General features: G+C 61.0%; 19 protein-coding genes and 1 riboswitch. Of the genes, 8 read left to right on the top strand and 11 right to left on the bottom strand.

The genetic code is table 11. From position 1 onward, the window contains the following. Position 1: 1 nt before the first annotated feature. The 8 genes from WBQ96_RS20320 to WBQ96_RS20285 form a co-directional block, all read right to left on the bottom strand. Entirely contained in the window at positions 2-907 is a 906-nt protein-coding gene (locus WBQ96_RS20320) for a branched-chain amino acid ABC transporter permease (RefSeq protein ID WP_165120305.1), read from the bottom strand. A 1-nt stretch (position 908) separates the two neighbouring features. Continuing rightward, the gene (locus WBQ96_RS20315; RefSeq protein WP_336553479.1) at positions 909-1,643 is read right to left on the bottom strand and encodes an ABC transporter ATP-binding protein; all 735 of its coding nucleotides are present in this window, start codon (positions 1,641-1,643) and stop codon (positions 909-911) included. Next, a complete protein-coding gene (locus WBQ96_RS20310; RefSeq protein WP_336553477.1) occupies positions 1,640-2,392 on the bottom strand; it encodes an ABC transporter ATP-binding protein in 753 nt (250 codons plus the stop codon). The genes WBQ96_RS20315 and WBQ96_RS20310 overlap by 4 nt, the downstream gene beginning before the upstream one ends. Positions 2,393-2,643: 251 nt before the next feature. Further along, entirely contained in the window at positions 2,644-3,615 is a 972-nt protein-coding gene (locus tag WBQ96_RS20305; protein ID WP_336553475.1) for a biotin-dependent carboxyltransferase family protein, read from the bottom strand. Continuing rightward, positions 3,605-4,480 carry a 5-oxoprolinase subunit B family protein gene (locus tag WBQ96_RS20300; protein WP_336553473.1) on the bottom strand — a complete coding sequence of 292 codons (876 nt, stop codon included), beginning with the start codon at positions 4,478-4,480 and terminating at the stop codon, positions 3,605-3,607. Before WBQ96_RS20300 ends, WBQ96_RS20305 begins: the two co-directional genes overlap by 11 nt. Positions 4,481-4,490: 10 nt before the next feature. Next, positions 4,491-5,855 (bottom strand): acetyl-CoA carboxylase biotin carboxylase subunit, encoded by a 1,365-nt coding sequence (locus WBQ96_RS20295; protein WP_336553471.1) that lies wholly within the window; start codon positions 5,853-5,855, stop codon positions 4,491-4,493. Beyond that, positions 5,855-6,088 (bottom strand): acetyl-CoA carboxylase, encoded by a 234-nt coding sequence (locus tag WBQ96_RS20290; RefSeq protein WP_336553469.1) that lies wholly within the window; start codon positions 6,086-6,088, stop codon positions 5,855-5,857. The genes WBQ96_RS20295 and WBQ96_RS20290 overlap by 1 nt, the downstream gene beginning before the upstream one ends. A 66-nt stretch (positions 6,089-6,154) precedes the next feature. Continuing rightward, the gene (locus tag WBQ96_RS20285; protein WP_165120299.1) at positions 6,155-6,877 is read right to left on the bottom strand and encodes a LamB/YcsF family protein; all 723 of its coding nucleotides are present in this window, start codon (positions 6,875-6,877) and stop codon (positions 6,155-6,157) included. Between the two features lie 127 nt (positions 6,878-7,004). On the opposite strand from WBQ96_RS20285, the gene WBQ96_RS20280 reads away from it, so the two are divergent. The 6 genes from WBQ96_RS20280 to WBQ96_RS20255 all read left to right on the top strand — a co-directional run bounded on the left by WBQ96_RS20280 (position 7,005) and on the right by WBQ96_RS20255 (position 14,601). Then, positions 7,005-7,910: a LysR family transcriptional regulator gene (locus WBQ96_RS20280; RefSeq protein WP_165120298.1), complete on the top strand. Its 906-nt coding sequence runs from the start codon at positions 7,005-7,007 to the stop codon at positions 7,908-7,910. Between the two features lie 806 nt (positions 7,911-8,716). Beyond that, positions 8,717-8,909: riboswitch (cobalamin riboswitch) on the top strand. Positions 8,910-9,005: 96 nt separating this feature from the next. Continuing rightward, complete coding sequence (locus tag WBQ96_RS20275; RefSeq protein WP_336553466.1) at positions 9,006-9,815, top strand: class I SAM-dependent methyltransferase; 810 nt, start codon at positions 9,006-9,008, stop codon at positions 9,813-9,815. Between the two features lie 28 nt (positions 9,816-9,843). Then, entirely contained in the window at positions 9,844-11,403 is a 1,560-nt protein-coding gene (locus WBQ96_RS20270) for an ABC transporter substrate-binding protein (RefSeq protein WP_336553463.1), read from the top strand. Further along, complete coding sequence (locus tag WBQ96_RS20265) at positions 11,403-12,371, top strand: ABC transporter permease (RefSeq protein WP_336553462.1); 969 nt, start codon at positions 11,403-11,405, stop codon at positions 12,369-12,371. The genes WBQ96_RS20270 and WBQ96_RS20265 overlap by 1 nt, the downstream gene beginning before the upstream one ends. Then, positions 12,368-13,162 carry an ABC transporter permease gene (locus WBQ96_RS20260; protein WP_336553459.1) on the top strand — a complete coding sequence of 265 codons (795 nt, stop codon included), beginning with the start codon at positions 12,368-12,370 and terminating at the stop codon, positions 13,160-13,162. The genes WBQ96_RS20265 and WBQ96_RS20260 overlap by 4 nt, the downstream gene beginning before the upstream one ends. Next, the gene (locus WBQ96_RS20255) at positions 13,075-14,601 is read left to right on the top strand and encodes an ABC transporter ATP-binding protein (protein ID WP_337035919.1); all 1,527 of its coding nucleotides are present in this window, start codon (positions 13,075-13,077) and stop codon (positions 14,599-14,601) included. Before WBQ96_RS20260 ends, WBQ96_RS20255 begins: the two co-directional genes overlap by 88 nt. A gap of 178 nt (positions 14,602-14,779) precedes the next feature. Here WBQ96_RS20255 and WBQ96_RS20250 read toward each other — a convergent pair whose 3' ends face one another. Then, positions 14,780-14,929 (bottom strand): hypothetical protein, encoded by a 150-nt coding sequence (locus tag WBQ96_RS20250; RefSeq protein WP_312857913.1) that lies wholly within the window; start codon positions 14,927-14,929, stop codon positions 14,780-14,782. Positions 14,930-15,213: 284 nt separating this feature from the next. Here WBQ96_RS20250 and WBQ96_RS20245 point away from each other — a divergent pair, with 284 nt between their 5' ends. Next, a complete protein-coding gene (locus tag WBQ96_RS20245; protein ID WP_336553692.1) occupies positions 15,214-16,032 on the top strand; it encodes a DUF3313 domain-containing protein in 819 nt (272 codons plus the stop codon). On the opposite strand, the gene WBQ96_RS20240 is transcribed toward WBQ96_RS20245, so the two are convergent. Both WBQ96_RS20240 and WBQ96_RS20235 read right to left on the bottom strand, forming a co-directional pair. Further along, a complete protein-coding gene (locus WBQ96_RS20240; RefSeq protein ID WP_336553455.1) occupies positions 16,033-17,358 on the bottom strand; it encodes a sensor histidine kinase in 1,326 nt (441 codons plus the stop codon). It abuts the gene before it with no gap. Continuing rightward, positions 17,358-18,029, bottom strand: coding sequence for a response regulator transcription factor (locus WBQ96_RS20235; RefSeq protein ID WP_165120420.1), 672 nt, complete (start codon positions 18,027-18,029; stop codon positions 17,358-17,360). Before WBQ96_RS20235 ends, WBQ96_RS20240 begins: the two co-directional genes overlap by 1 nt. Positions 18,030-18,765: 736 nt before the next feature. Between WBQ96_RS20235 and WBQ96_RS20230 the strand changes: the two genes are divergently transcribed. Beyond that, on the top strand, positions 18,766-19,461 hold the full coding sequence (locus WBQ96_RS20230) for a substrate-binding domain-containing protein (protein WP_336553453.1): 696 nt from the start codon (positions 18,766-18,768) through the stop codon (positions 19,459-19,461). Positions 19,462-19,817 lie beyond the last annotated feature (356 nt).

Here is a 19,817-nt window from a genome sequence, read left to right as displayed (position 1 = left end):
TTCAGACCCTTTCCTTGGTGCCGCGGGCGGCAATAAGTCCCTGAGGACGGAAGAGAAGCACGAGGATGACGGCGCCATAGACGAAGGCGTCGCGGAAAGGCCGGGCGTCGACGGGCAGCATCACCTGCATCACCACCGAAGCCGCGCCGAGCAGGAAGCCGGCAAGTACCGCTCCTCCAAGGCTGCCCAGGCCACCGATGACGGTGGCGATAAAGGCCATCAACATGATCGAGGCGCCCATCTGGATATCGGCAGTGCCCGTCTGGCTGCCGAAGATCAGGGCTATGGCCCCGGCAAGTGCGCCCGACAACGCGAACGCGCCCATGATCACCCGATTGGCGCGAACGCCGAGCATGCGCGCCATCGAGAAGTTTTCCGCCGCCGCCCGCATTTCCAGACCAAAGCGTGTCTGGCGCAGGAACAGCGTCAGGCCGATCAGTATGGCCATGGTGGCGATGATCGTTATCAGTTGCAGGAGCGGAAGCCGGGCGCCGAAGATTTCGACCGGTTGGGAAAGTGTCGGCAGCAATGAAATGGATTTCGGCCGGCTGCTGTAAAGCATCAGCAGGAAGTAGCGGATGACGAAGCCAAGCGCGAAAGAGGTGATCATCATCGTCGCCGGATTTGCCTTTCGGAACCGGCGGAAGACGACGATTTCGCAAAGCACCGACAGACCCGCCCCGCACAGGAGAACGAAGGGTACCAGCAGGTACCACGGCAATTGACCGGCAAAGACGATAGCCATTGCGTCCGTTGACGGCCACAACAGGGCGAAGACGCAGAAGGCAATGACGTCGCCGTGAGCAAAGTTCACGAGCCGCATGACGCCGAAGATGAGGGCGATGCCGAGCGCGCCGAGCGCATACAGCGAACCGAGCGACAGTGCGTCGAACAGGATTTGCAGCATCTCAATGGTCCTCGTAGCCGAAATAGGCAGCCTGTATCGCCTCGCCATTGCCTAGCGTGCGGGCGTCGCCGTCGAGTACGATCTGACCGCCCCGCATCAGGATCATCCGCCCGCCCACCATCATCGCGCGAGCCGAACTCTGTTCGACGATGAGGAGCGTGAGCCCGCGTTGGGCGCGCAGCACGATCAGCCGCTCGTAGACCTGGTCGGTGATGTTGGGAGCAAGGCCAAGCGAAGGCTCATCGATGGCGATCAGCTTCGGATTGGTCATCAGCGCGCGTCCGATCACCAGCATCTGCTGCTGGCCGCCCGAAAGCAGTCCCGCCTGTCCATTCCGCCGCTCCTTCAACATCGGGAAGGTTGCGTAGACGGCTTCCAGCTCGCTCGCTGCACGCGTACGCCAGCCGCGATTGTTGGCGTGCATGCCGGTGCCGATCAGAAGATTTTCCTCGATAGTCAGAGAGCCGAAGACCTCGCGTCCCTCCGGCACCATGGAAAAGCCGAGGCGGGCGATGTTCTCCGGCGCCTGGCTGGTGATTTCCTGGCCGGCAAGGTCGATCCGCCCGCCCGCTACCGGCGTGACCCCGGCGATCGCTCGCAGAAGCGACGATTTTCCGGCTCCGTTCGGGCCGGTGATGAACAGGATTTCTCCCTCGGCCATCGAGAAGGAAACTTCACGGACTGCTGTGAGTCTGCTGTAGCGAATGGTGATATCGGAAAGGGCAAGAAGGCTCATTCCATCACCTCCAGCACCGGCAGGTCGGCATCCGCGGTCGTGCCCATATAGGCGTGTCGCACCTTCTCGCTGCCGCGAATCGACACTGGGGAGCCTTCCTCGATGATGGCTCCGGAATCGAGCACGACGATATGCTCGCAAAGGCCGAGCACGAGCCCGACATTGTGCTCGATGAGCAGAACGCCGCATCCGAGGTCGGTGGCGATGCGGCGGATGAGTGCGGAAAGCTCCTTCGATTCTGGTCCGCTCATGCCGGCAGCAGGTTCGTCGAGCAGGATGTAGGCGGGGCGGCCCATAAGGGCGCGGCCGATGGCCACCCGTCGCTCGTCCGTATAGGGCAAGGTTCCCGCGATACGCGAGCCCAGCGAGGCGATGCCGATCCAGTCAAGCATCGCTTCCGCCTCTGCAATGGCAGCGCGCCGGCTCATGCCGAGCCCCACGCCCGTCACTTCGAGGTTGTCCACGACCGCCAGGTCGCGGAAAAGACGGCCGCCCTGGAAGGTTCGCGCAATGCCGCGCCGCCTGACCAGATGCGGCTCGAGGCCCGTCAGCGCTTCTCCGTCGAGCTTCACGGCGCCTTCCGTTGGTGTCTGGAAGCCCGTCAGCACATTGACGAGTGTGGTTTTGCCCGCGCCGTTCGGACCGATGAGGCCGCTGATGCGGCCCGGCGTGATTTGGAGGTCGACAGCCGACAGGGCTTTTAGCCCCGCAAACGCCACCGAGACGTTCTCCGCGCTCAGATGACTCATGTCCCTTTCCTTCTTGTTGCCGACGGAAAGGCGCGCAGCGACCGGCCTTTTGGCCAGCCAAGTTGCGAGTGTCTTCCCCTGTCGGTTCCGGCGATCTCTAGCGGATCGCTCGGATGGCCAAATTCATGCCATTTGCTGGCATCGTCTTGTCGTTTCGCGCGCCGGATTTTGTCTTCTGGCACGCCGGGGCCGGTTTTGGCCGACCGATCCCCTCCCTTCCGGCTCCTCCGCCGGCAGTCCCCCGACCGATATCAACCGGCCAGATACTCTTCAGCGCGAGCCAATGCGGCGTTGCCTTCCGCTCGAGCAACCAGCGCCTCCTCCAGCGTCACGGGAACAAACCGGGCCGGCGTGTGCGGCTGGAGCTGGGCTATCAGGTCCATGTCGGCCGATATCACCACACCCACCATCATGTAGCCGCCACCGGAAACTGCATCGCGGTGAAGAACGATTGGTTCGGTCCCGCTCGGCACCTGCACGGAGCCGTAGGGATAACAGGCGTCGACGATGTTTGACGGATCGGAGCCCGCACCAAAGGGTTGCTCACGCTCGATGAATTCCAGCGGCGTGCCGCCACGGAAACGATAGCCGATGCGGTCGGCCTCCGGCGCGACCTTCCATGTTTCCTCGAAGAACCGCTTGCCGGCGGCTTCGGTGATACGGTGCCAGTAGATGCCGGGAAGCATCCGCAGTTCTGACGGAGCACTTTGCGCGCGGCGCAGGTTTACAGGCAGCGAACGCCCGGCTCTCCCGGAGCCCTGGCCGATCGGAAGCTCGTCGCCTGCCTTCAGCGTACGACCCTCATGGCCGCCGAGCGCGCCCAGAATATAGGTGGAGCGCGAGCCAAGGGCCAAGGGTACGTCGATGCCGCCGGAAACGGCGATGTAAGCGCGCGCGCCACCCTTCAGGTAGCCAAAGGAAAGCCGGTCGCCCGCCTTCACCGGAAAGCTTTCCCAGGTCGACCGTTCCTCGCCGTTGAGCTTGGGCGGCAGCTCACCGCCGGTGACGGCGACGGTTGCAGCCTGCGTGAATTCGAGTTCCGGCCCCATGAAGGTAGCTTCGAGCAGGGCAGCACCGGGATCGTTGCCGACAAGCAGGTTGGCGATGCGGGTGGCGAAGCGGTCCATGCCGCCGCCTTCGGGGATGCCGACATGGTAGTGGCCCGGACGGCCAAGGTCCTGCACAGAGGTGGAGAGGCCGGGAGAGATTACCTTAACGGCCATTGATAAGCTCCATCAGCTTCGCGTTGGTGCCGTAGATGTCGCGGTTGAAGTCCGTCAGGCTGAAGGTGCAGTCGCGCACCACCGGCTGCCACCGGTTTGCTTCGATTTCCTCAAGCGTGGCGTCGTAGTCGTCGCGGCCAATGGACTTGAACTTGACGATGTCGCCTGGCTTGAACAGGCACATCTCGTCGGAGAGATAGCGCACCTTCCTGGCCGGATCGTAGATTGGGGCCGGGGTCACTCCGTACATCTGGTAGCCGCCAGCGCCCCGCACCGAATAGATTGCCGCAAAGCACCCGCCATGGCCGATGGTGAGTTTTGGCGTGTCGGTGCGCGGACGCAGATATTTCGGCGCCTGAATCTGCTTCGGGCGGTCAACCATCTGGTACAGGAAAGGCAGACCGGCGACGAAACCGACCATCGAGACAAACCAGGGCTGGCCGGAATAGGCTGCGATAAACTCCTCCACCGTGGCATAGCCGTTGATGCGGGCCGAATATTCCAGATCGGTGGACGAGGGATCCTGATGACGCTCGCGAAAGCGCAGGCAGGTTTCATGCGTCCACGGATCCTGGAAATAAACCGGCAGTTCGATGATCCGGGTCTTCAGCACCGGATCTGCCTTGGAAGCTGCCTCTTCCATCGACTGGAGCTCGGCGAGCAGGTCCTGCGGTGCGAGCAGGTCCGGATTGAACCGTATCTGAAAACTGGCATTCGCCGGGCAGATTTCCGTCACACCTTTGATGTTGGCAGCGCGCACCGCGTTGGTCATTGAAAGGCCGGTGAAGAAAGAGGCCAGCGACATCTCCTCGGACACTTCGCCGAAGATGTGTTCGTCACCGCCGAAGTTGAAACGTATCGACATCGGTCTCCTTTCAGTCTGCCAATGCTGCAGCGTTTTCGGTGAGCCAGCCTTCCAGCCAGCGTGTATGCACCTCCCCGGCCTGCACCGACGGGTCGGCGGCAAGCGCGAGAAAGAGCGGCTTGGTTGTCTTGAGGCCACCGATCTTCAGCTCGCGAAGCGCGCGGGCAAGACGGGTGATCGCGGCCTCTCGCGTCTCGGCGTGAACGATCAGCTTGGCGAGCAGCGAGTCGTAGAAGGGCGGCACCTGATAGCCCTGATAGAGCATGGAATCGAAGCGCACGCCGGGACCGCCCGGTATGCGAAGCTCGCCGACCTGGCCGGGGAACGGTGCAAAATCCCTCGCGGGATCCTCGGCATTGAGCCGCACCTCGATCGCATGTCCCCTGACCAAAACATCGCCCTGGCGAAGCCGCAGCTTCTCGCCGCCGGCGATGCGCAGCATCTCGGCAACGAGATCGATGCCAGTGATCGCCTCGGTGACCGGATGCTCCACCTGAATGCGGGTGTTCATCTCGATGAAGTAGAAGCGGTCGGCTTCGTCGTCGTAAAGATATTCCACCGTGCCCGCGCCGGAATAGCCGACGGCCTTTGCCAGCGCGACCGCCGAAGCGCAGAGCTCTTGCCGCAACCGATCAGGCAAAGCGCGTGACGGCGCCTCTTCCCACACCTTCTGCCGCCGCCGCTGCAGCGAGCACTCGCGCTCGTAGCAGTGAATGGCGTCTTTTCCGTCCGCCAGCACCTGAACCTCGATATGGCGGGCCTTGCCGATGACCTTTTCCATATAGAGCCCACCGTCGCCGAAGGCTGCGAGCGCTTCGGCCTCGGCCTGCGGAAAGGCTTGCTCGAATTCGGCCAGCGAGTTGGCGATGCGGATTCCCCGCCCGCCGCCACCTGCGGCAGCCTTGATCATCACCGGAAAGCCAGTGTCGATCAGCACCTCGCGGGCTGCCTCGATGCCCTCTACCCGGCCCGTTGAGCCCGGCACCACCGGAACATGGGCGGCGGCTGCTGCCGAACGCGCGGATACCTTGTCGCCCATCAGGCGGATCGCCTCCCCGGATGGACCGACGAAGACCAGTCCGGCAGCAGTGACTGCATCGGAAAACGCAGCATTTTCAGCGAGGAACCCATAGCCGGGGTGAACGCTGTCACAGCCGGTATCACGGGCCGCCTTCAAAAGCGCGTCGATGTTCAGATAGGACTTCTTCGCCGCCGGCGGGCCAATGTCGACGGCCTCGTCGGCAAGCTGGACATGCAGCGATTCCGTGTCGGCTGCCGAATGCACCGCCACGGTGGCGATACCCAGATCCTGCGCGGCGCGGATGATCCTGACTGCTATCTCGCCCCGATTGGCAATCAGAAGTTTCTTCAGCATCAGTCGACGTCCGCGAGAGGGGCGCCCGCCATGACGGGGTCCTCATTGTCGGCAAGGAAGCGGATGTTGGTGCCGGACGCCTCGGCCGTGACCTCATGGAAAGACTTCATCACCTCGATGAGGCCGATGACCTCTCCCGCCGCCACCGCATCGCCATCAACCTTGTAAGGCGGCTTGTCGGGTGAAGGGCTCCGATAGAAGGTACCAGGAAGAGGCGAAAGAATCTGGGCCATGAAGAACTCCAAAAATCTGCGGACTAACTGATAGAAAGCCGCCCGTAGGGACGGCTGGGATCGACTTTAGTGCCAGGGCGCGATGGCGTCGCGCACGGCCTTTGCAATTTCGAGGGCATTCGGCGTGTCGGAATGGACGCAGATGGTTTCGCAGCGAACCGGGAAGACGCCTCCATCTTCCGTCGTGCCCTTGCCCTCAGTGATGGCGCGCACGCAGCGCTCGGCCATCGCCGCAGGGTCCTTGGCGTCATGCACTCGCGTCACGATGAGCTTGCCGGAAGCGTCATAGTCCAGATCGGCGTAGAACTCGGCGACGAATGGAATGCCGCGTTCTTGATAGACCTTCTCGTGCAGGGTTCCGGTCATGCCGAAGAGCGGCACACCGAAGATTTCGGCAGCGTCGCACACACCATGCGCAACGGCTTCCTGTTGCGTCGCCATGAAATACAGGCTGCCATGCGGCTTGATGTGGTGGAGTTCCACGCCCTCTGCCTTAAGGAAGCCCATGAGCGCTCCCACCTGGTAGACGACGCTGTTCCTCACTTCGTCGCGCGTCATGCGCATCTCGCGTCGGCCAAAACCCTGGAGGTCGGGCAAGCCTGGATGAGCGCCAACCTTGACGCCGTTGGCTTTTGCGCGAAGCACGGTCGATTGAATGTGATCCGGATCGGAAGCGTGAAAACCACAGGCGACATTGGCGACGTCGATGAGCGGCATCATGCCGGCATCATCGCCCATCTTATACAGGCCAAAGCTTTCGCCCATGTCACAGTTCAGTGTGACAGTCATCGTGTTGTTACCCCTGGAAGCTGCCATCTTTTGTGGCGTTGCAGCATTTTGTACGCAACGCGGGAGACTTGTGAAATAGTAGTTTTTTGATTGTCATATCAAAAAAACAGATATCCGAGCCAAGAACATGACCATCACATTGAAACAACTCGATTATTTCATTGCTACGGCGGAAACCGGCCAGGTCAGCCACGCTGCGGCCGAGCTGAATCTCTCGCAGTCGGCAGTCACCGCCGCCATCAAGGGGCTGGAGGCGGACCTGGCGGTAAAGCTTTTTGAACGCACCCACACCGGCGTCAGACTGACTATGGAGGGGTCGCGATTTCTGGAACATGCGCGGGTCATAACCGGCGCGGTCGCCGCCGCGGTGCGGAGCCCGCTGCGTGAAAAGAGCGGGCTGTCCGGCAAGCTCCGCCTGGGCATGACCTATACGGTCGTCGGCTACTACATGTCGCGGCACTATGCGCGTTTTCGCAAAACCTATCCGCAAATCGACGTCGAGCTGCTCGAGCTTCCGAGAGAGGAGCTCGAGCAGGGCTTGCTGCGGGGGGAGATCGACATGGCGGTCATGCTGGTCTCCAACCTGGCGCATACCGACGACCTCGTCCAGGAAGTGCTGATGCGCTCAAACCGCCGGCTGTGGCTTTCAGCCGATCATCACCTGCTCGGCCGAAAGGACATTACCCTCGCCGATGTCGCGGCCGAGGACTACATCATGCTGACCGTCGACGAAGCACGCAAGACCGCGTCTCGCTATTGGGACAACGCAGGCCTCACACCCAAAACCGTTCTGACGACAAGTTCGGTGGAGGCCGTGCGCTCCCTTGTGGCTGCGGGAATAGGCGTTACCGTGCTGTCAGACATGGTTTACAGGCCATGGTCGCTCGAGGGACAGCGGATCGAGGTTCGCGGCCTCGTCGAGCCGATCCCCAGCATGGATGTCGGCCTGGCATGGTCGCGCAACCGGCCCATCGGCCCTGCCGGCGCCACCTTCCGCGCCTTCATGTCCGTGACGATGGGCGGCGGTGGATGACTGCCGCCCATCCTCTCAAAATCACCGATATCGACGGCGAAAAGTTTCTACAGTGATCTACGCTAGGTCTCACCCCGGTTCACATGTAAATCTGCCGTCGCTGCAGCATTCGACTGGAGCAGCAAGTAGCAAAGGTTAACTATCTCAAACCGTAGGCGAAAGCGCTCCACTATCAACCGCACTTCGGCCGCGCGTTCTGCTTCTATGCAGGAGGAAAATTTTTGGGGAACCAAACAAGGCGGGAGGGGTTTTGGCGGCAGAGCGTCGATAAAGTATCGGAACTGCCTTGGCCGGCTTGCAATCCGGCATGGAGTGGACTGTCATCTTTCCTCGCAGCGCTCGATCGAACTGAAGCCCTGGCGGAAAGGATGACATTTCACGGATTTTCTCAGTGCCGCTTATGCGGTTGAAAAAACGGCAGCGTCGAGTACGAGTTAGAAGGATGGCATTGGCCGGAAGGCTGTCGCCATTACATCGCGACTCACACGGTAAGGCCTAGTCCCGAGTTCGAACAATTCATTAGGTCTCGCTTCGCGTGAAGGGCCAATATGGCAGGAAGCGACCCCTCCTAGCCGTTTAGGCGGCGGCCAATCAGCGTCTTGAGCGGGGCGCGTCGCCGCCCGGCAGCTTGGGGGTCGGCACCAAACTGGTCGCTGTCGAACAGCTTCTACCGTAAAACTGCCTTTTAGCGATCTCCCAGGTTCATTCGAACAGCTGCCACTTTGTTGCTCATGATTAGCAACTCGATTTCAGGCAGCGTTCGACAGAATCTTCAGCCCTATATCTTGTGTATCGACGATGCTTTGGCTAACCCATTCTTTGATGGTGCCTCTCTTGCGAGAGGTTAAAAGGGAATGCGGTGTGGACGGTATCGTCCAAAGCCGCGGCTGCCCCCGCAACTGTAAGCGGTATGAGCCTGACATATGCCACTGGGTGATCCCGGGAAGGCGTCAGGCATTCTCCGCGAGCCAGGAAACCTGCCATCGAAACCATGGACTGTCGCCGGGCGGGGTGTCTCGGAGGCTTCGGCTTGGCCTCCCACGGCGAAGCGGTCCCAGGCGCACCCCGCTCGTAAAAGGCTCGGCCGGGTCCGCCATGCACGACGTTCCATATCTCCACACGACGCACGTGCGCTCGAACTTCGATGTGAAGGAGCAGATTCGCGAATACTGGTCGCGTCGCTCGGAAACGTTCGATCAATCTCCCGCCCACGGGATCCATTCCAAGCGCGAACTGGCGACCTGGAAACGGTTGATCGGCGACAGCGCCGAGGGTATCGGCGGCGGCCGCGTTCTGGAGCTGGCGAGCGGGACCGGCGAATTCACACGCGTGCTGCGGGCGCTTGGTTGCGAGGTGGAAGGTCTCGATCTTTCCGAGGCGATGATTGAGCGAGCCAGCAGGAAGCATGGCAATGATGTCAGGTTCTATCTCGGCGATGCCGAGAACGCGATGCTTCCGGACGGGCGCTATGACGCGGTCGTCTGCAGGCATCTCATCTGGACCCTGCTGGCTCCAGAAGACGCGTTCCGCGACTGGCTGCGTGTCCTGAAACCCGGCGGGCACCTCGTGATCATCGACGGCAACTGGCAGCACCAGGCACTTGTCGCGAAGGTAGCGGCTCGGGTCGCAAAGATATGGGACCGCATCTCACCGCGCGCAGTCCTCTATGACGCGGTCGCGCACCGCCTGATCCAGGATCAGCTCTATTTCCGGGAAGGACTGCTCCCAGACCGACTTACCGGGATGCTGCGCGACGCCGGCTTCACCGACGTTCACACACAGTCCGCTCCAGGGGGTCCTGGCGTCCCAGCTTCGTGCAGCCGGCTGTGGCGCGACCGTCTTGGCCTTCTGCAGTCGCTCGGCCGGTCCTTCATCATGACTGCACGTCGCCCATCCGAAACCTGAGCCCCATTGAACACATCCAGAGGATTTCATGACCGATATTTCCCGCAGAACAGTCTTGCTTGGCAGCGGCACGCTTGCCGCCCTTCTTGCCGCGCCGCGTTGGCTTGAAGCACAGGAAAACGCACCGAAGAGCATTCGCGCGATCCAGCCTTGGGAGTTCAAGAGCATTCAACCCGCCGAGAGCGGCTTCGTCCTCAACCGCGCAAGCATCGTCGAAGGATTGACTGCGCTTCAGCCCGACGGCAGCGTCGTGCCCTGCCTTGCCGCGAGTTGGACCGCCTCCGACGATGCCAAAGAATGGCGTTTCGTGTTGCGGGAGGGCGTCGTCTTCCATGATGGCACCCCGGTCACCGCCGAGGCAGTCAAGGCCTCGATGGAGGCACTCCTTCCTCAGGCAAGGCGCTTGTCGGCAGTCCACATCGCGTCGATCACGGCCGAGGGGAAAGAGGTCGTATTCCATCTCGAAAAGCCTTTCGGACCGCTGCCGGCATATCTCTGCGACTACGCAATCAGCGTCTACGCTCCGGCCGCGTTCGGCCCGGACGGTCAGGTCGCCCAGGTAATCTCGACGGGACCATTCAAGGTCGATGCCATCGAGTTGCCACGGCGCTTGTCGCTGGTGCGTCATGACGGCTATTGGGGCGAGAAACCCGTTGTGGAGCGGGCCGAATTCGAGGCCGTCGCAAATGGCGAGACCCGCGCCAACATGGCGCTCGCGGGCGATGCGGACGTGATCATGAACATCCCGACACCCAGCGTCTCGCGGATCGCCAGTTCCGGTACCATGCAAGTGCATGAAGTCATCAATCCCCGCGTACATGCTCTCTACCCCGACTGCGGCAAACCACAGTTCTCCGACGTTCGCACACGCCGCGCCTTGAGCCTCGCGATCGACCGGACGGCCATAGCAAAGACCATCATGCGCAATGCCGATCTCGCGGCGACGCAGCTCTTCCCGCCCGTGATGCCGGACTGGCACTTCGACGACCTCCCTCGCTATGACTATGACGTGGCCGCCGCCGAGGCCCTGCTGGACGATGCAGGCTGGGTGAAGGGGCCGGACGGCATCCGCTCGAAAGATGGCGTCCGTTTCGCAGGTATCATCCGCACCTTCCCGAACCGCCCGGAGATGCCGGTCATCGCCGCCGCACTCCAGGCAATGTTCAAGACGGTCGGTTACGAGCTGGCGATCAGCATCGGCGAAGCCAGCGCCATCGTAGAGGCGAAGCAGAACGGCACGCTCGACATTGGCTTCTCATCGCGCCATCTTGCGATCGTACCCGACGGAATCGCGGTCATTTCCAGCGAGTTCGTCGTGGAGGATTCCCGCAACCAGTCGGACACGGGCGCCACGAACTGGCGCAACGAGGAATTCGATAAGCTCTGCGATGCCTACTATGGTGAAACGGATGAGAAGGTTCGCGCGACGAGCCGTCGCCGCCTGACCGAAATCCTTCAGGAGGATCTGCCTGCCATCCCAATCGTCTGGTACAGCCAGATTTTCGCAGTTTCCGACCGCGTCGATGGTTTTGTCAACGATCCCTTTGAACAGCGCCTCTATCTCGACCGGCTGAGCTTCAAGGCCTGATGACGCATTGGACGAACATGATCGTCGGGAGGCTGGCGCAGACTGCGCTGGTCGCCCTGACGCTCGTCACGATGTGCTTTGTTTTCGTCCACACGCTTCCCGGAGACACGGCGCTCCGCATCGCCGAGGCCAGGGGTGGCAGTGAGTTCCTCAACGTCGGCAAGGCCCGGGAGATTGCCGCGGAAGAAGGACTGGACCGCCCTATTCTCCTTCAATATGGCGAATGGATTGAACGCATCGCGACAGGCGACCTCGGCATGTCGCTCGTCACCCGCCAGCCCGTCGCGAGCGAGCTCTGGAACAGAGGGCAGAACACGCTCATCCTCGGTATCGCCGGCTGGCTCGCTTCCTATCTGGTGGCATTGCCGATCGGGATCTACGCCGCGCTTCGCCCGCGTGGCTGGGTGGACAAAATATCTTCGTTCTATTGCGTGACGATGGCATCGCTTCCCAGCTTCCTGATGGGCATTGGACTGATATCGATTTTCGCGCTCTCCCTGCGCTGGTTGCCGCCGGCCGGATTTCGCTCGTGGGAACATCTCATCCTGCCGGCGGCAACCCTCGCACTCGGCCTGTCGGCTTTTTCGATCCGCTTGATCCGGGACACTGTCCGCGAGGTCAATGGAGCTTTCTTCATCACTTTCGCCCGGACGAAGGGCCTCACGGCTTCGGCAGCGCTGCGGGAGAACGGTTCGCGCAACGCCGCGATCCCTATTGTTGCCTTCGCCGCCCTCCAGTTCGCCGCCGTCGTCGACGGCTTCATCATGATCGAGACCCTTTTCAACTTTCCCGGCCTGGGCGATCTCCTGGTCTCGTCCATGCTGTCGCGAGACGTTCCCATGGTGATGGGCGCGGGACTGGTCGCAGCCGTCGGCTACGGTCTCGTCAACCTCGCTGCAGACCTCGCCAGCCTTGCGCTGGACCCCCGGCTCTCGCAGCGCGGCCAACGAAGGGCGGCACTCCGATGATGCGCCGTATGCAAGTCGTCTCGATCACAGTCCTCGCGGTTGCGGCCAGCGTGCATCTCATCCTGCCGGGAGACCCGAACGCCCAGGACCTGCTCAAGGCATTTGAGGGTCCGAGCCTTCCGCATCCTTTCGGCTTCGATCATCTCGGCCGTGACGTCTTCCTGCGTGTTGCGCATGCCACGCCGAGATCGCTTGGTCTTGCCGCACTCTGCGTCGTATTCGCCTATGTCGTGGGGATCGCACTCGGAATGATCGCCGCCTACCGAGGCGGTTTTGTCGAAGCTGCACTGATGCGCCTTGTCGACCTGCTTCTCGCCTTTCCGGGAATCCTTTTGGCCTTGTTGCTGGCAGGGTTCTTGGGAGCCGGCCCCGGCCCGATCCTGCTCGGTATCTCTCTCGGTCTCATGCCTCAATTCGCCCGGCTGTCCCGGGCAACGGCAGGCCAGGTGCTGGCCGAACCGCATGTCGAGGCGGCCGAGATGGCGGGGTTCCGGACGACGGCAATCCTGCGCCGTCACGTCCTGCTTCCGGTGATACGCTCGACCTTGCCGATCGGCATCCTTTCCATCGGCGGCGCAATCCTCTCGGTCTCATCGCTCGGCTTCCTCGGTCTTGGCATCCGCCCCCCAACACCGGAGTGGGGTGCCATGATCAGCGAGATGATGCCCTATATCTCCGAGGCGCCGGTACAGCTGGCTGCGCCATGCATCGCAATCTTCCTCTCGGTTCTGGCATTCGCTCACCTGTTTACAACCGAACGAAGCACCGCGGTCGCGGGACGCCCGTCATGAGCGATCACAGGATCGAATTCCAGCTGGATGAGATTGCCGATGCCGATGGCCATCGCGTGGTCGGCCCGGTGTCGCTCCGCTGGGAGGCGCCCGGCGATGCGTGCGTTCTCATCGGCGAGACCGGCAGCGGCAAGAGCCTCGTCGCGCAGTCGATCCTCGGCCTCCTGCCCCCCGATTTCCAGGCCAAGGGATCCGTTTGGATCAAGGGAAATCGCATAGCGCTGGAGAACGAGGCGGCGCTCCGGGCGCAATGGTCGACGACGATGGCTCTGGTGCCGCAGGAGCCGTTCCGGGCGCTTGATCCGACCATGCGCATCCGTCGCCAGCTCATGCAGGTGAAAGGATCGGATGACAGGCGGATCGATGCCGCGCTGAACGAACTCGACCTCTCTCCGTCGGTCGGCAAAGCGTACCCCTTCCAGCTCTCCGGAGGCATGGCTCAACGGACGTTGTTTGCCACCGCACTCATTAGCGACGCGTCTCTGGTCGTTGCCGATGAACCGACAAAAGGATTGGACGAAGCTCGCGCAGCTCAGAGCCTGGCGGCATTAAGGCGCCTCCGCGCGGAAGGCCGAAGCGTGCTCGTCATCACTCACGACCTCCACCTGGCGCGGCAGTTAGACGGCACGACGGTGGTCATGAAAGCGGGCGAAGTGGTGGAGGCAGCGCCTGCCCAGGAACTATTCGCGAACCCACGCAATGCCTATTCACGTGACCTGTTCCAGGCAGATCCTTCCAACTGGTCGAACGGCATCGCACGCGCGAAGGCCCCGAGCAAGACGGTGGCAGAATTGCGCGATGTCTCCTTCGGATATCGTGTCGAGGCACCGCTTTTCGAGAATCTTTCCTTTACGATCGACGCAGGACAGGTCGTAGCCGTGACCGGGCCAAGTGGAATCGGCAAGACGACACTTGGCGACGTCCTTCTGGGCCTCCACCGTGCGACATCCGGCGCGGTGCTGTGGGAAGGCATCGATATCGCTGCCACGAGAGGGACCGTGCCCCGCCTGCGCAGGAAGTACCAGAAGCTCCATCAGGACCCGGCATCGGTCTTCGCGCGCCACCGAACCATTGGTCAGCATTTCGTCGACCTCGCAGATGTCATAGGCGGAGCAAAACTCAAGGAGCGCCTGGACCAACTGCTGGAGCGCATGAAGCTGTCTGCACGCCTGATGGAGCGGTCGGTCAACGAGATTTCCGGCGGCGAAGCTCAGAGGCTGGCGCTGATGCGCATTCTGATGCTCGACCCGCTCCTGATAGTCGCCGACGAGCCGTCCTCGCGCGTGGACCCGATTGTCCAGCGCGACGTTTTCGAGCTTCTGGGCTCGCTCCGTGACCAGCAGAACGTCGCAATCGTTCTGATCAGCCATCAGCCGCGCGTCGTGTCTTCGTTCGCTGACAAGGTTGTGCCGCTGGATACCTCAGGCGAGCGGGCGTAAGCGTGGCAATCTCGAAGGAAACGAAGAGTGCCGTCGCTCCAAACACGGCAAAGGCGATGGCCGAGCACTAGGCGGGGGTGCTGACAAGTTCCAGCAGTCTCCGTCGCACCTTGGGCTTCGTCAGGTCTGGGCAGACGTATTCGCCGGAGCGGGAATGCGTCACCGAAATGCTCGATGATCACACCCTCGCGGTGCGCGAACAATACGGCCTGGTTTTATACGGAATGGCGTCGCTCACGCCTTCTGCTGTCACCGCTAGCCGGCAGACACTGGATCGGCGCAGCTTGACATCATGCGCGGCGGCTACAGCTCGGATCGACGCAACCACGTCAGTCGTTGACGATCCATGGCCATGACCAACGGAATGCCACTTTTGATGACAAGATCGCCTCCGTTCACGGCTCGAAGCAATTGGAGAGATCGTTGGCGCTGGTCATCCGCCCGTAATGATGCGGCAATGTTGCACTCACAGGGTCTTCCGAGACATCTTTCACAGGAAGCCTGATACCTATGTGCAGCATCGCAATATCCGAGCCAAGCAAGCTGGCGATCGGCCCCACCCGCCTGTCCCAGTTGAAAATCGCATGCATCGCGCTGCCCGTGACCCTGGTCATGGCGGGTTGCAGCACGGTTCCACTCAAGGAAGCCGGAACGTTGACATCCTATGGCAGCCTTGGCGCGGTCAAAGGCAAGTTCAGCAAGTCGCGCTCCTTCGTGGACGGGCCGGCCTTGGCGGGTGTGAAAACCGTCAGTATTTCACCGACTTCGTATTCGCCCGGCGCTTTTGCTCGGGTGAAACAGAGAGAAGACCGGGCACTGGTTGCAAATGCTCTGGATCGGGCGATGTGTGTTGCTCTGAGCGATAAGTATCAGGTCGTGCCAACGGGGCAGCCCGCCGACTTGACCGTGCGAGCAGTGGTTGCCGACCTGGTGCCGACTGACAAGACGATGGCCGGCGTTTCGACAGCCGTAACGCTGGGCAGCGGCGCCGTATTGCCGGTCAGCATCCCTCGCCTGCCGATGGGCCTGGGCGGTCTCGCAGTCGAGGCCGAGGCGCTTGATCGTAATGGTATCCAGCGCGCTGCGATCGTCTGGTCGCGTGGAGCGAATTCCATCACGAACAATCCCAGGGTCTCCGAAGTTGGCGACGCCTACAGCCTGGCCACTACATTCGGGAATGATTTTTCCAGGCTGCTTGTCACGGGCAGGGACGCCTCCGGGTTTCAGATATCGATACCTTCGGGTCAGAAAATGAAATCGATGCTTGGCGGCAAACCGAAATATGCCGCGTGCGAGGCTTTCGGGCGATCCCCCGGCATCGCCGGCATGGTGGCCGACAAATTCGGCGCGCCGCCTACCTGGACGGACAAATCCGGCAGGAAGCCGGTTACAACACTCACGGCGCAGACCGGCCCGTCACTCCCTGAATAGCTAAATCCGGATTTTCAGCTTCGTTCCGGCTGTCCCGCTATCAAGCAGAACCCGGCCACCGTGGTTCGTAACGATCTGCCGGACAAGGCTCAGTCCGAGCCCGGCGCCTGTCGAGCGCGGCGTAACCCGGTAGAAGGGCTCGAACACCAGTTGCTGCTGGTCCAGTGGTATCCCCGGCCCTTGATCCGCGACTTCGACGTGTCCGTCCGCAAAGACGGATACGGAAATCATGCCGACATTCCCGCCGTAGTCGATGGCATTGCGAACCAGATTGCTGATGACCCGCGTCATTGCCGATGGACTGCCCTGCCGCTCCAGCTTGTCTGTGTCGGCGTGGAACGAGATTTCGTATCCGGCCGCGATTGCAAGAGGAGCGAGGTCGGCAACCGCCATCCTGGCGATGTCGACCAGGTCGATCGTCTCGAAGGGGTCTTCGTTCAGGTCGTTTCGCTCGAAATCGAGCAGCTGTTCGGCAGTTCCCCCTAACCGTGCAACATCTTTCAGAAGGCGCTGACGGTCCTGCCCCTCTGCCATGCCTTCGATCCTGGTCTGCATAATCGCTATCGGCGTGCGCAACTCATGGGCAGCATCCACCAGAAAGCGCTGTCTCTTCTGGAATTCGGCGTCAAGACGCTCAAGCGCTCCGTTGAACGCCGCGATCAGCGGGGCAACCTCTCGCGGAACAGATTTGGTTGGAAGTCTTGCGCCACGGCTACGCGGTTCGATCGCCTTCGCCCTGCGGGCGACATCGTTCACGCCACTGAGCGAACGTTGGACAATGCGGGGTACGGCCAGGAATATCGCAGGCAGCGTGAGACCGAGCAGAGGTAAATAAATGGGGTTCAGCTCAACAAGAAGAGCCGGGACGACCCAGTCGCGCCCAGAGGTCTTTCCAAGCATGATCCTTACTTTGCCCGCGGCGGTATCGATGCTTTCGATCGAGGCGATTTCGCGTGCATTCGCCCCTCTCATGTCCGCTTCATGAAATCGATACACAAAGGGAGCGAGGTCTGCATAGGATGCAGGTATCTCGCCGTAGGAAACCATTTCGCCACGAGCAGTCGCAACGACGTACCACAAGCCTTCGGTCTGGCTCTTGATGGACCGAAGACCCGGCGTGTCGCGTATTTCGAGGCGCCCTTGAGAATCAAGGACTATCGCATCCTCCATGGCCGAGGAGACTTTCTTCTCGAGGACCAGATTGGGCGAAAGGACTGTTGCCCCATAGAGCGACAGGCCGACTATCAACAGCGCGACAATCACGATGAATACAAGGCTGAGCTGCCAGCTTAGCTTCCACCTGAGCGAAGTATTTCCTTCCGACATCACTCTTCCTTCAGAAGATATCCGACGCCTCTTATGCTGTGGATTGCCACTCCGGCGCCGGCATCGAGCAGCTTCTTGCGCAGGCGCGAAATATGGGTGTCGAGCGCGTTCGACTGGATCTCGTCTTCATAATTGTAGACCGCAGCCTCCAAGGTGGAGCGAAGAACGGTTTTTCCGCTCCGCTTTGCCAGGGCGGCGAGGACCATAAGTTCTCTTCTGGGGATGTCGATCGGCCTGGAATTGGCAGACACATTAAAATGGACGGGATCAATGGTTATTCGGCCGACCGTGATTTCCGGTTCTGCCAGATTTGCCGGCCTGCGCAGCACCGCACGCAGGCGGGCCATCAACTCGTCGATCAGGAAGGGCTTACCCAGATAGTCGTCCGCGCCGGCGTCGAGCCCCTCAACGCGCTCTTTCGGCTCGTTTCGTGCCGTAAGAACGATTATCGGCGTGTCGATGCCTGCCAGCCTCAGCTTTGGGATGAAACCAAGACCGTCGCCATCAGGCAGGCGGCGATCCAAAAGGATTGCGTCATACACGTATTGGCGCGACAGCTCGATCGCATCTCCGAGCAGCATGGTGTGATCTATAACGATGCCCTGTTTACGCAGCGCTCCCGTAAGCGCTTCCGCCAATGCCTTTTCATCCTCGATCAATAAGATCCGCATCGCGGCCGCCCCTTTTTTGGACCGTTCTTGCACCTGCGGAGATTGCAGCAGCATTACGGATAGCAGGCGGACGCTACGCGACTTCAATTTCGATTTTTGTATGTCGAGCTCAGCTCTTAAATGGACGAATGCCGAATGGGCCCGCTCGGCACGAGCGTCTCGGCGGCCTTGAGGATACCTGTGGCATCCATCCCGAAACGCCTGCAGAGATCGGCGATCGTCCCAGTTTTGCCGAAATGCTCGACACTCAGTGACCGCGTGCCATCTCCGCGCACTGATCCAAGAATTCGAGTGTGATGTCCGATTGCTGGCCGGTTTCGATGCGCCGGCGCTCCATGCGCAGGTCGGGCCATTCGGCTAGCTCGCTCAGCCGCTGGCTTGCAAGATATTTGCAATCTCCGTGCCCAACCAAGAGCACCTCAGCCTCCCCGCTTGAAAACACCCATAGCGATTCCGATACAAAAACGACGGGTTGAGTTTGTCCCTCAATCTCTTTCTAGCAGCGAAATCCGAGTTTGAGACAAATCCTACGATCAGCTGTCATACGTCGCCAAGAAAGCAAACGGGATGACCGCTTTTGGACGAGATCAGGGTCATGATGAAGGGCAACAAGGAAGGCGCGTTGCTGCCACCCCTTCACCGCGCCGCGGAGGGGCGCTGGCGAGCCCACCCGTGATATTCGGACGTAAAGCATTGCAAGATTGTCAGCCTGCCAGGCTTTCTGTAGCTTCTGGATATGAAGGAGACGGCCCCGAAGATTATCTATCCAGTAGCTGTGCGCGCGCTGATGAAGGTTCTCGTGCCCCGGTTGGAGGCTGCGTTGGGCACACCACTCGATCTGGCCATAGACCTTAATCCGGCGATTGCCCAGCGCATCGCGGATGGGGAGCGTTTCGATGTAGGTCTCACCAATCCGCATTTTGTCTCTGCGTTGATCACTAAAGGTCACATCGGCGAGTCGAGTCATCGCGCCTTCGGCCGCGTCCCGCTTGCCATCGGTCGCAGAGAAGGAGACTTCGTCCCGGTCGTGACAAGTGTTCGCGACATCATTTCACTCATCAACGATGCAGAAAGTATTGGATACACAGCAGCCGGCACAAGCGGTCACACCTATCTACAGGTGATGGAGCGGCTCCGCCTTACTGAAATGACGAAGTCAACGAGCAGACCGATGGGCACCGGCGAACCGATGGCCGCAGTCGCCGCCGGCGATGTCCAATTTGGTGTGGTGCCGCTGACGACGGTCCTGTCGGCAGCGGGCGTCGTGCCGGCAGCGATCTTCCCGGACGACTTGGGGGCGCACATCGACATATCAGTCTTCCTGAGTCATTCGCCTCACGAGCGTGCCGCCTTGATTTTGAAATTCCTCACTTCACCAGAAATAGACGCCGAGTTGGCGACGGCGGGCATGTCGCGCTTTGCGTTTACGTGAGCGGCCCAATCCAAATTCCTACATTCGCAACATCAGCTCCTCAGCTTCCGTCAGCCGCAAAAGCCAACAATGTCCGCAATCAGAAGTGCAGACATCCCCTCGCTGCATGAAAGACATCTAATCGCCTTTGGCCCAGCGCTTCTGTTTCGGCCGGCCCGTCGTTACTAGTCGGGAATGCGCGCCTCGGCTCACACCAGTGCCGCCGGCGGCACGAGACGGTCTAACGCAAAACGCCGCCCCGATTTATTAGATCGGGGCGGCGATTGATTTATGCTTGATTTGGTTGCGGGGGTAGGATTTGAACCTACGACCTTCAGGTTATGAGCCTGACGAGCTACCGGGCTGCTCCACCCCGC

The sequence above is a fragment of the Mesorhizobium sp. CCNWLY176 genome, from assembly GCF_037153935.1.
Classification (GTDB): domain Bacteria; phylum Pseudomonadota; class Alphaproteobacteria; order Rhizobiales; family Rhizobiaceae; genus Mesorhizobium_M; species Mesorhizobium_M zhangyense.
The sequence above is the reverse complement of the archived record's forward strand: the minus strand, read 5'-3'. Positions and strand labels throughout refer to the sequence as shown.

Coding starts and splice junctions, on each gene's coding strand:
- WBQ96_RS20320 (WP_165120305.1), bottom strand. CDS start 907: ATGCTGCAAATCCTGTTCGACGCACTGTCGCTCGGTTCGCTGTATGCG.
- WBQ96_RS20315 (WP_336553479.1), bottom strand. CDS start 1,643: ATGAGCCTTCTTGCCCTTTCCGATATCACCATTCGCTACAGCAGACTC.
- WBQ96_RS20310 (WP_336553477.1), bottom strand. CDS start 2,392: ATGAGTCATCTGAGCGCGGAGAACGTCTCGGTGGCGTTTGCGGGGCTA.
- WBQ96_RS20305 (WP_336553475.1), bottom strand. CDS start 3,615: ATGGCCGTTAAGGTAATCTCTCCCGGCCTCTCCACCTCTGTGCAGGAC.
- WBQ96_RS20300 (WP_336553473.1), bottom strand. CDS start 4,480: ATGTCGATACGTTTCAACTTCGGCGGTGACGAACACATCTTCGGCGAA.
- WBQ96_RS20295 (WP_336553471.1), bottom strand. CDS start 5,855: ATGCTGAAGAAACTTCTGATTGCCAATCGGGGCGAGATAGCAGTCAGG.
- WBQ96_RS20290 (WP_336553469.1), bottom strand. CDS start 6,088: ATGGCCCAGATTCTTTCGCCTCTTCCTGGTACCTTCTATCGGAGCCCT.
- WBQ96_RS20285 (WP_165120299.1), bottom strand. CDS start 6,877: ATGACTGTCACACTGAACTGTGACATGGGCGAAAGCTTTGGCCTGTAT.
- WBQ96_RS20280 (WP_165120298.1), top strand. CDS start 7,005: ATGACCATCACATTGAAACAACTCGATTATTTCATTGCTACGGCGGAA.
- WBQ96_RS20275 (WP_336553466.1), top strand. CDS start 9,006: ATGCACGACGTTCCATATCTCCACACGACGCACGTGCGCTCGAACTTC.
- WBQ96_RS20270 (WP_336553463.1), top strand. CDS start 9,844: ATGACCGATATTTCCCGCAGAACAGTCTTGCTTGGCAGCGGCACGCTT.
- WBQ96_RS20265 (WP_336553462.1), top strand. CDS start 11,403: ATGACGCATTGGACGAACATGATCGTCGGGAGGCTGGCGCAGACTGCG.
- WBQ96_RS20260 (WP_336553459.1), top strand. CDS start 12,368: ATGATGCGCCGTATGCAAGTCGTCTCGATCACAGTCCTCGCGGTTGCG.
- WBQ96_RS20255 (WP_337035919.1), top strand. CDS start 13,075: ATGCATCGCAATCTTCCTCTCGGTTCTGGCATTCGCTCACCTGTTTAC.
- WBQ96_RS20245 (WP_336553692.1), top strand. CDS start 15,214: ATGGCGGGTTGCAGCACGGTTCCACTCAAGGAAGCCGGAACGTTGACA.
- WBQ96_RS20240 (WP_336553455.1), bottom strand. CDS start 17,358: ATGTCGGAAGGAAATACTTCGCTCAGGTGGAAGCTAAGCTGGCAGCTC.
- WBQ96_RS20235 (WP_165120420.1), bottom strand. CDS start 18,029: ATGCGGATCTTATTGATCGAGGATGAAAAGGCATTGGCGGAAGCGCTT.
- WBQ96_RS20230 (WP_336553453.1), top strand. CDS start 18,766: ATGAAGGAGACGGCCCCGAAGATTATCTATCCAGTAGCTGTGCGCGCG.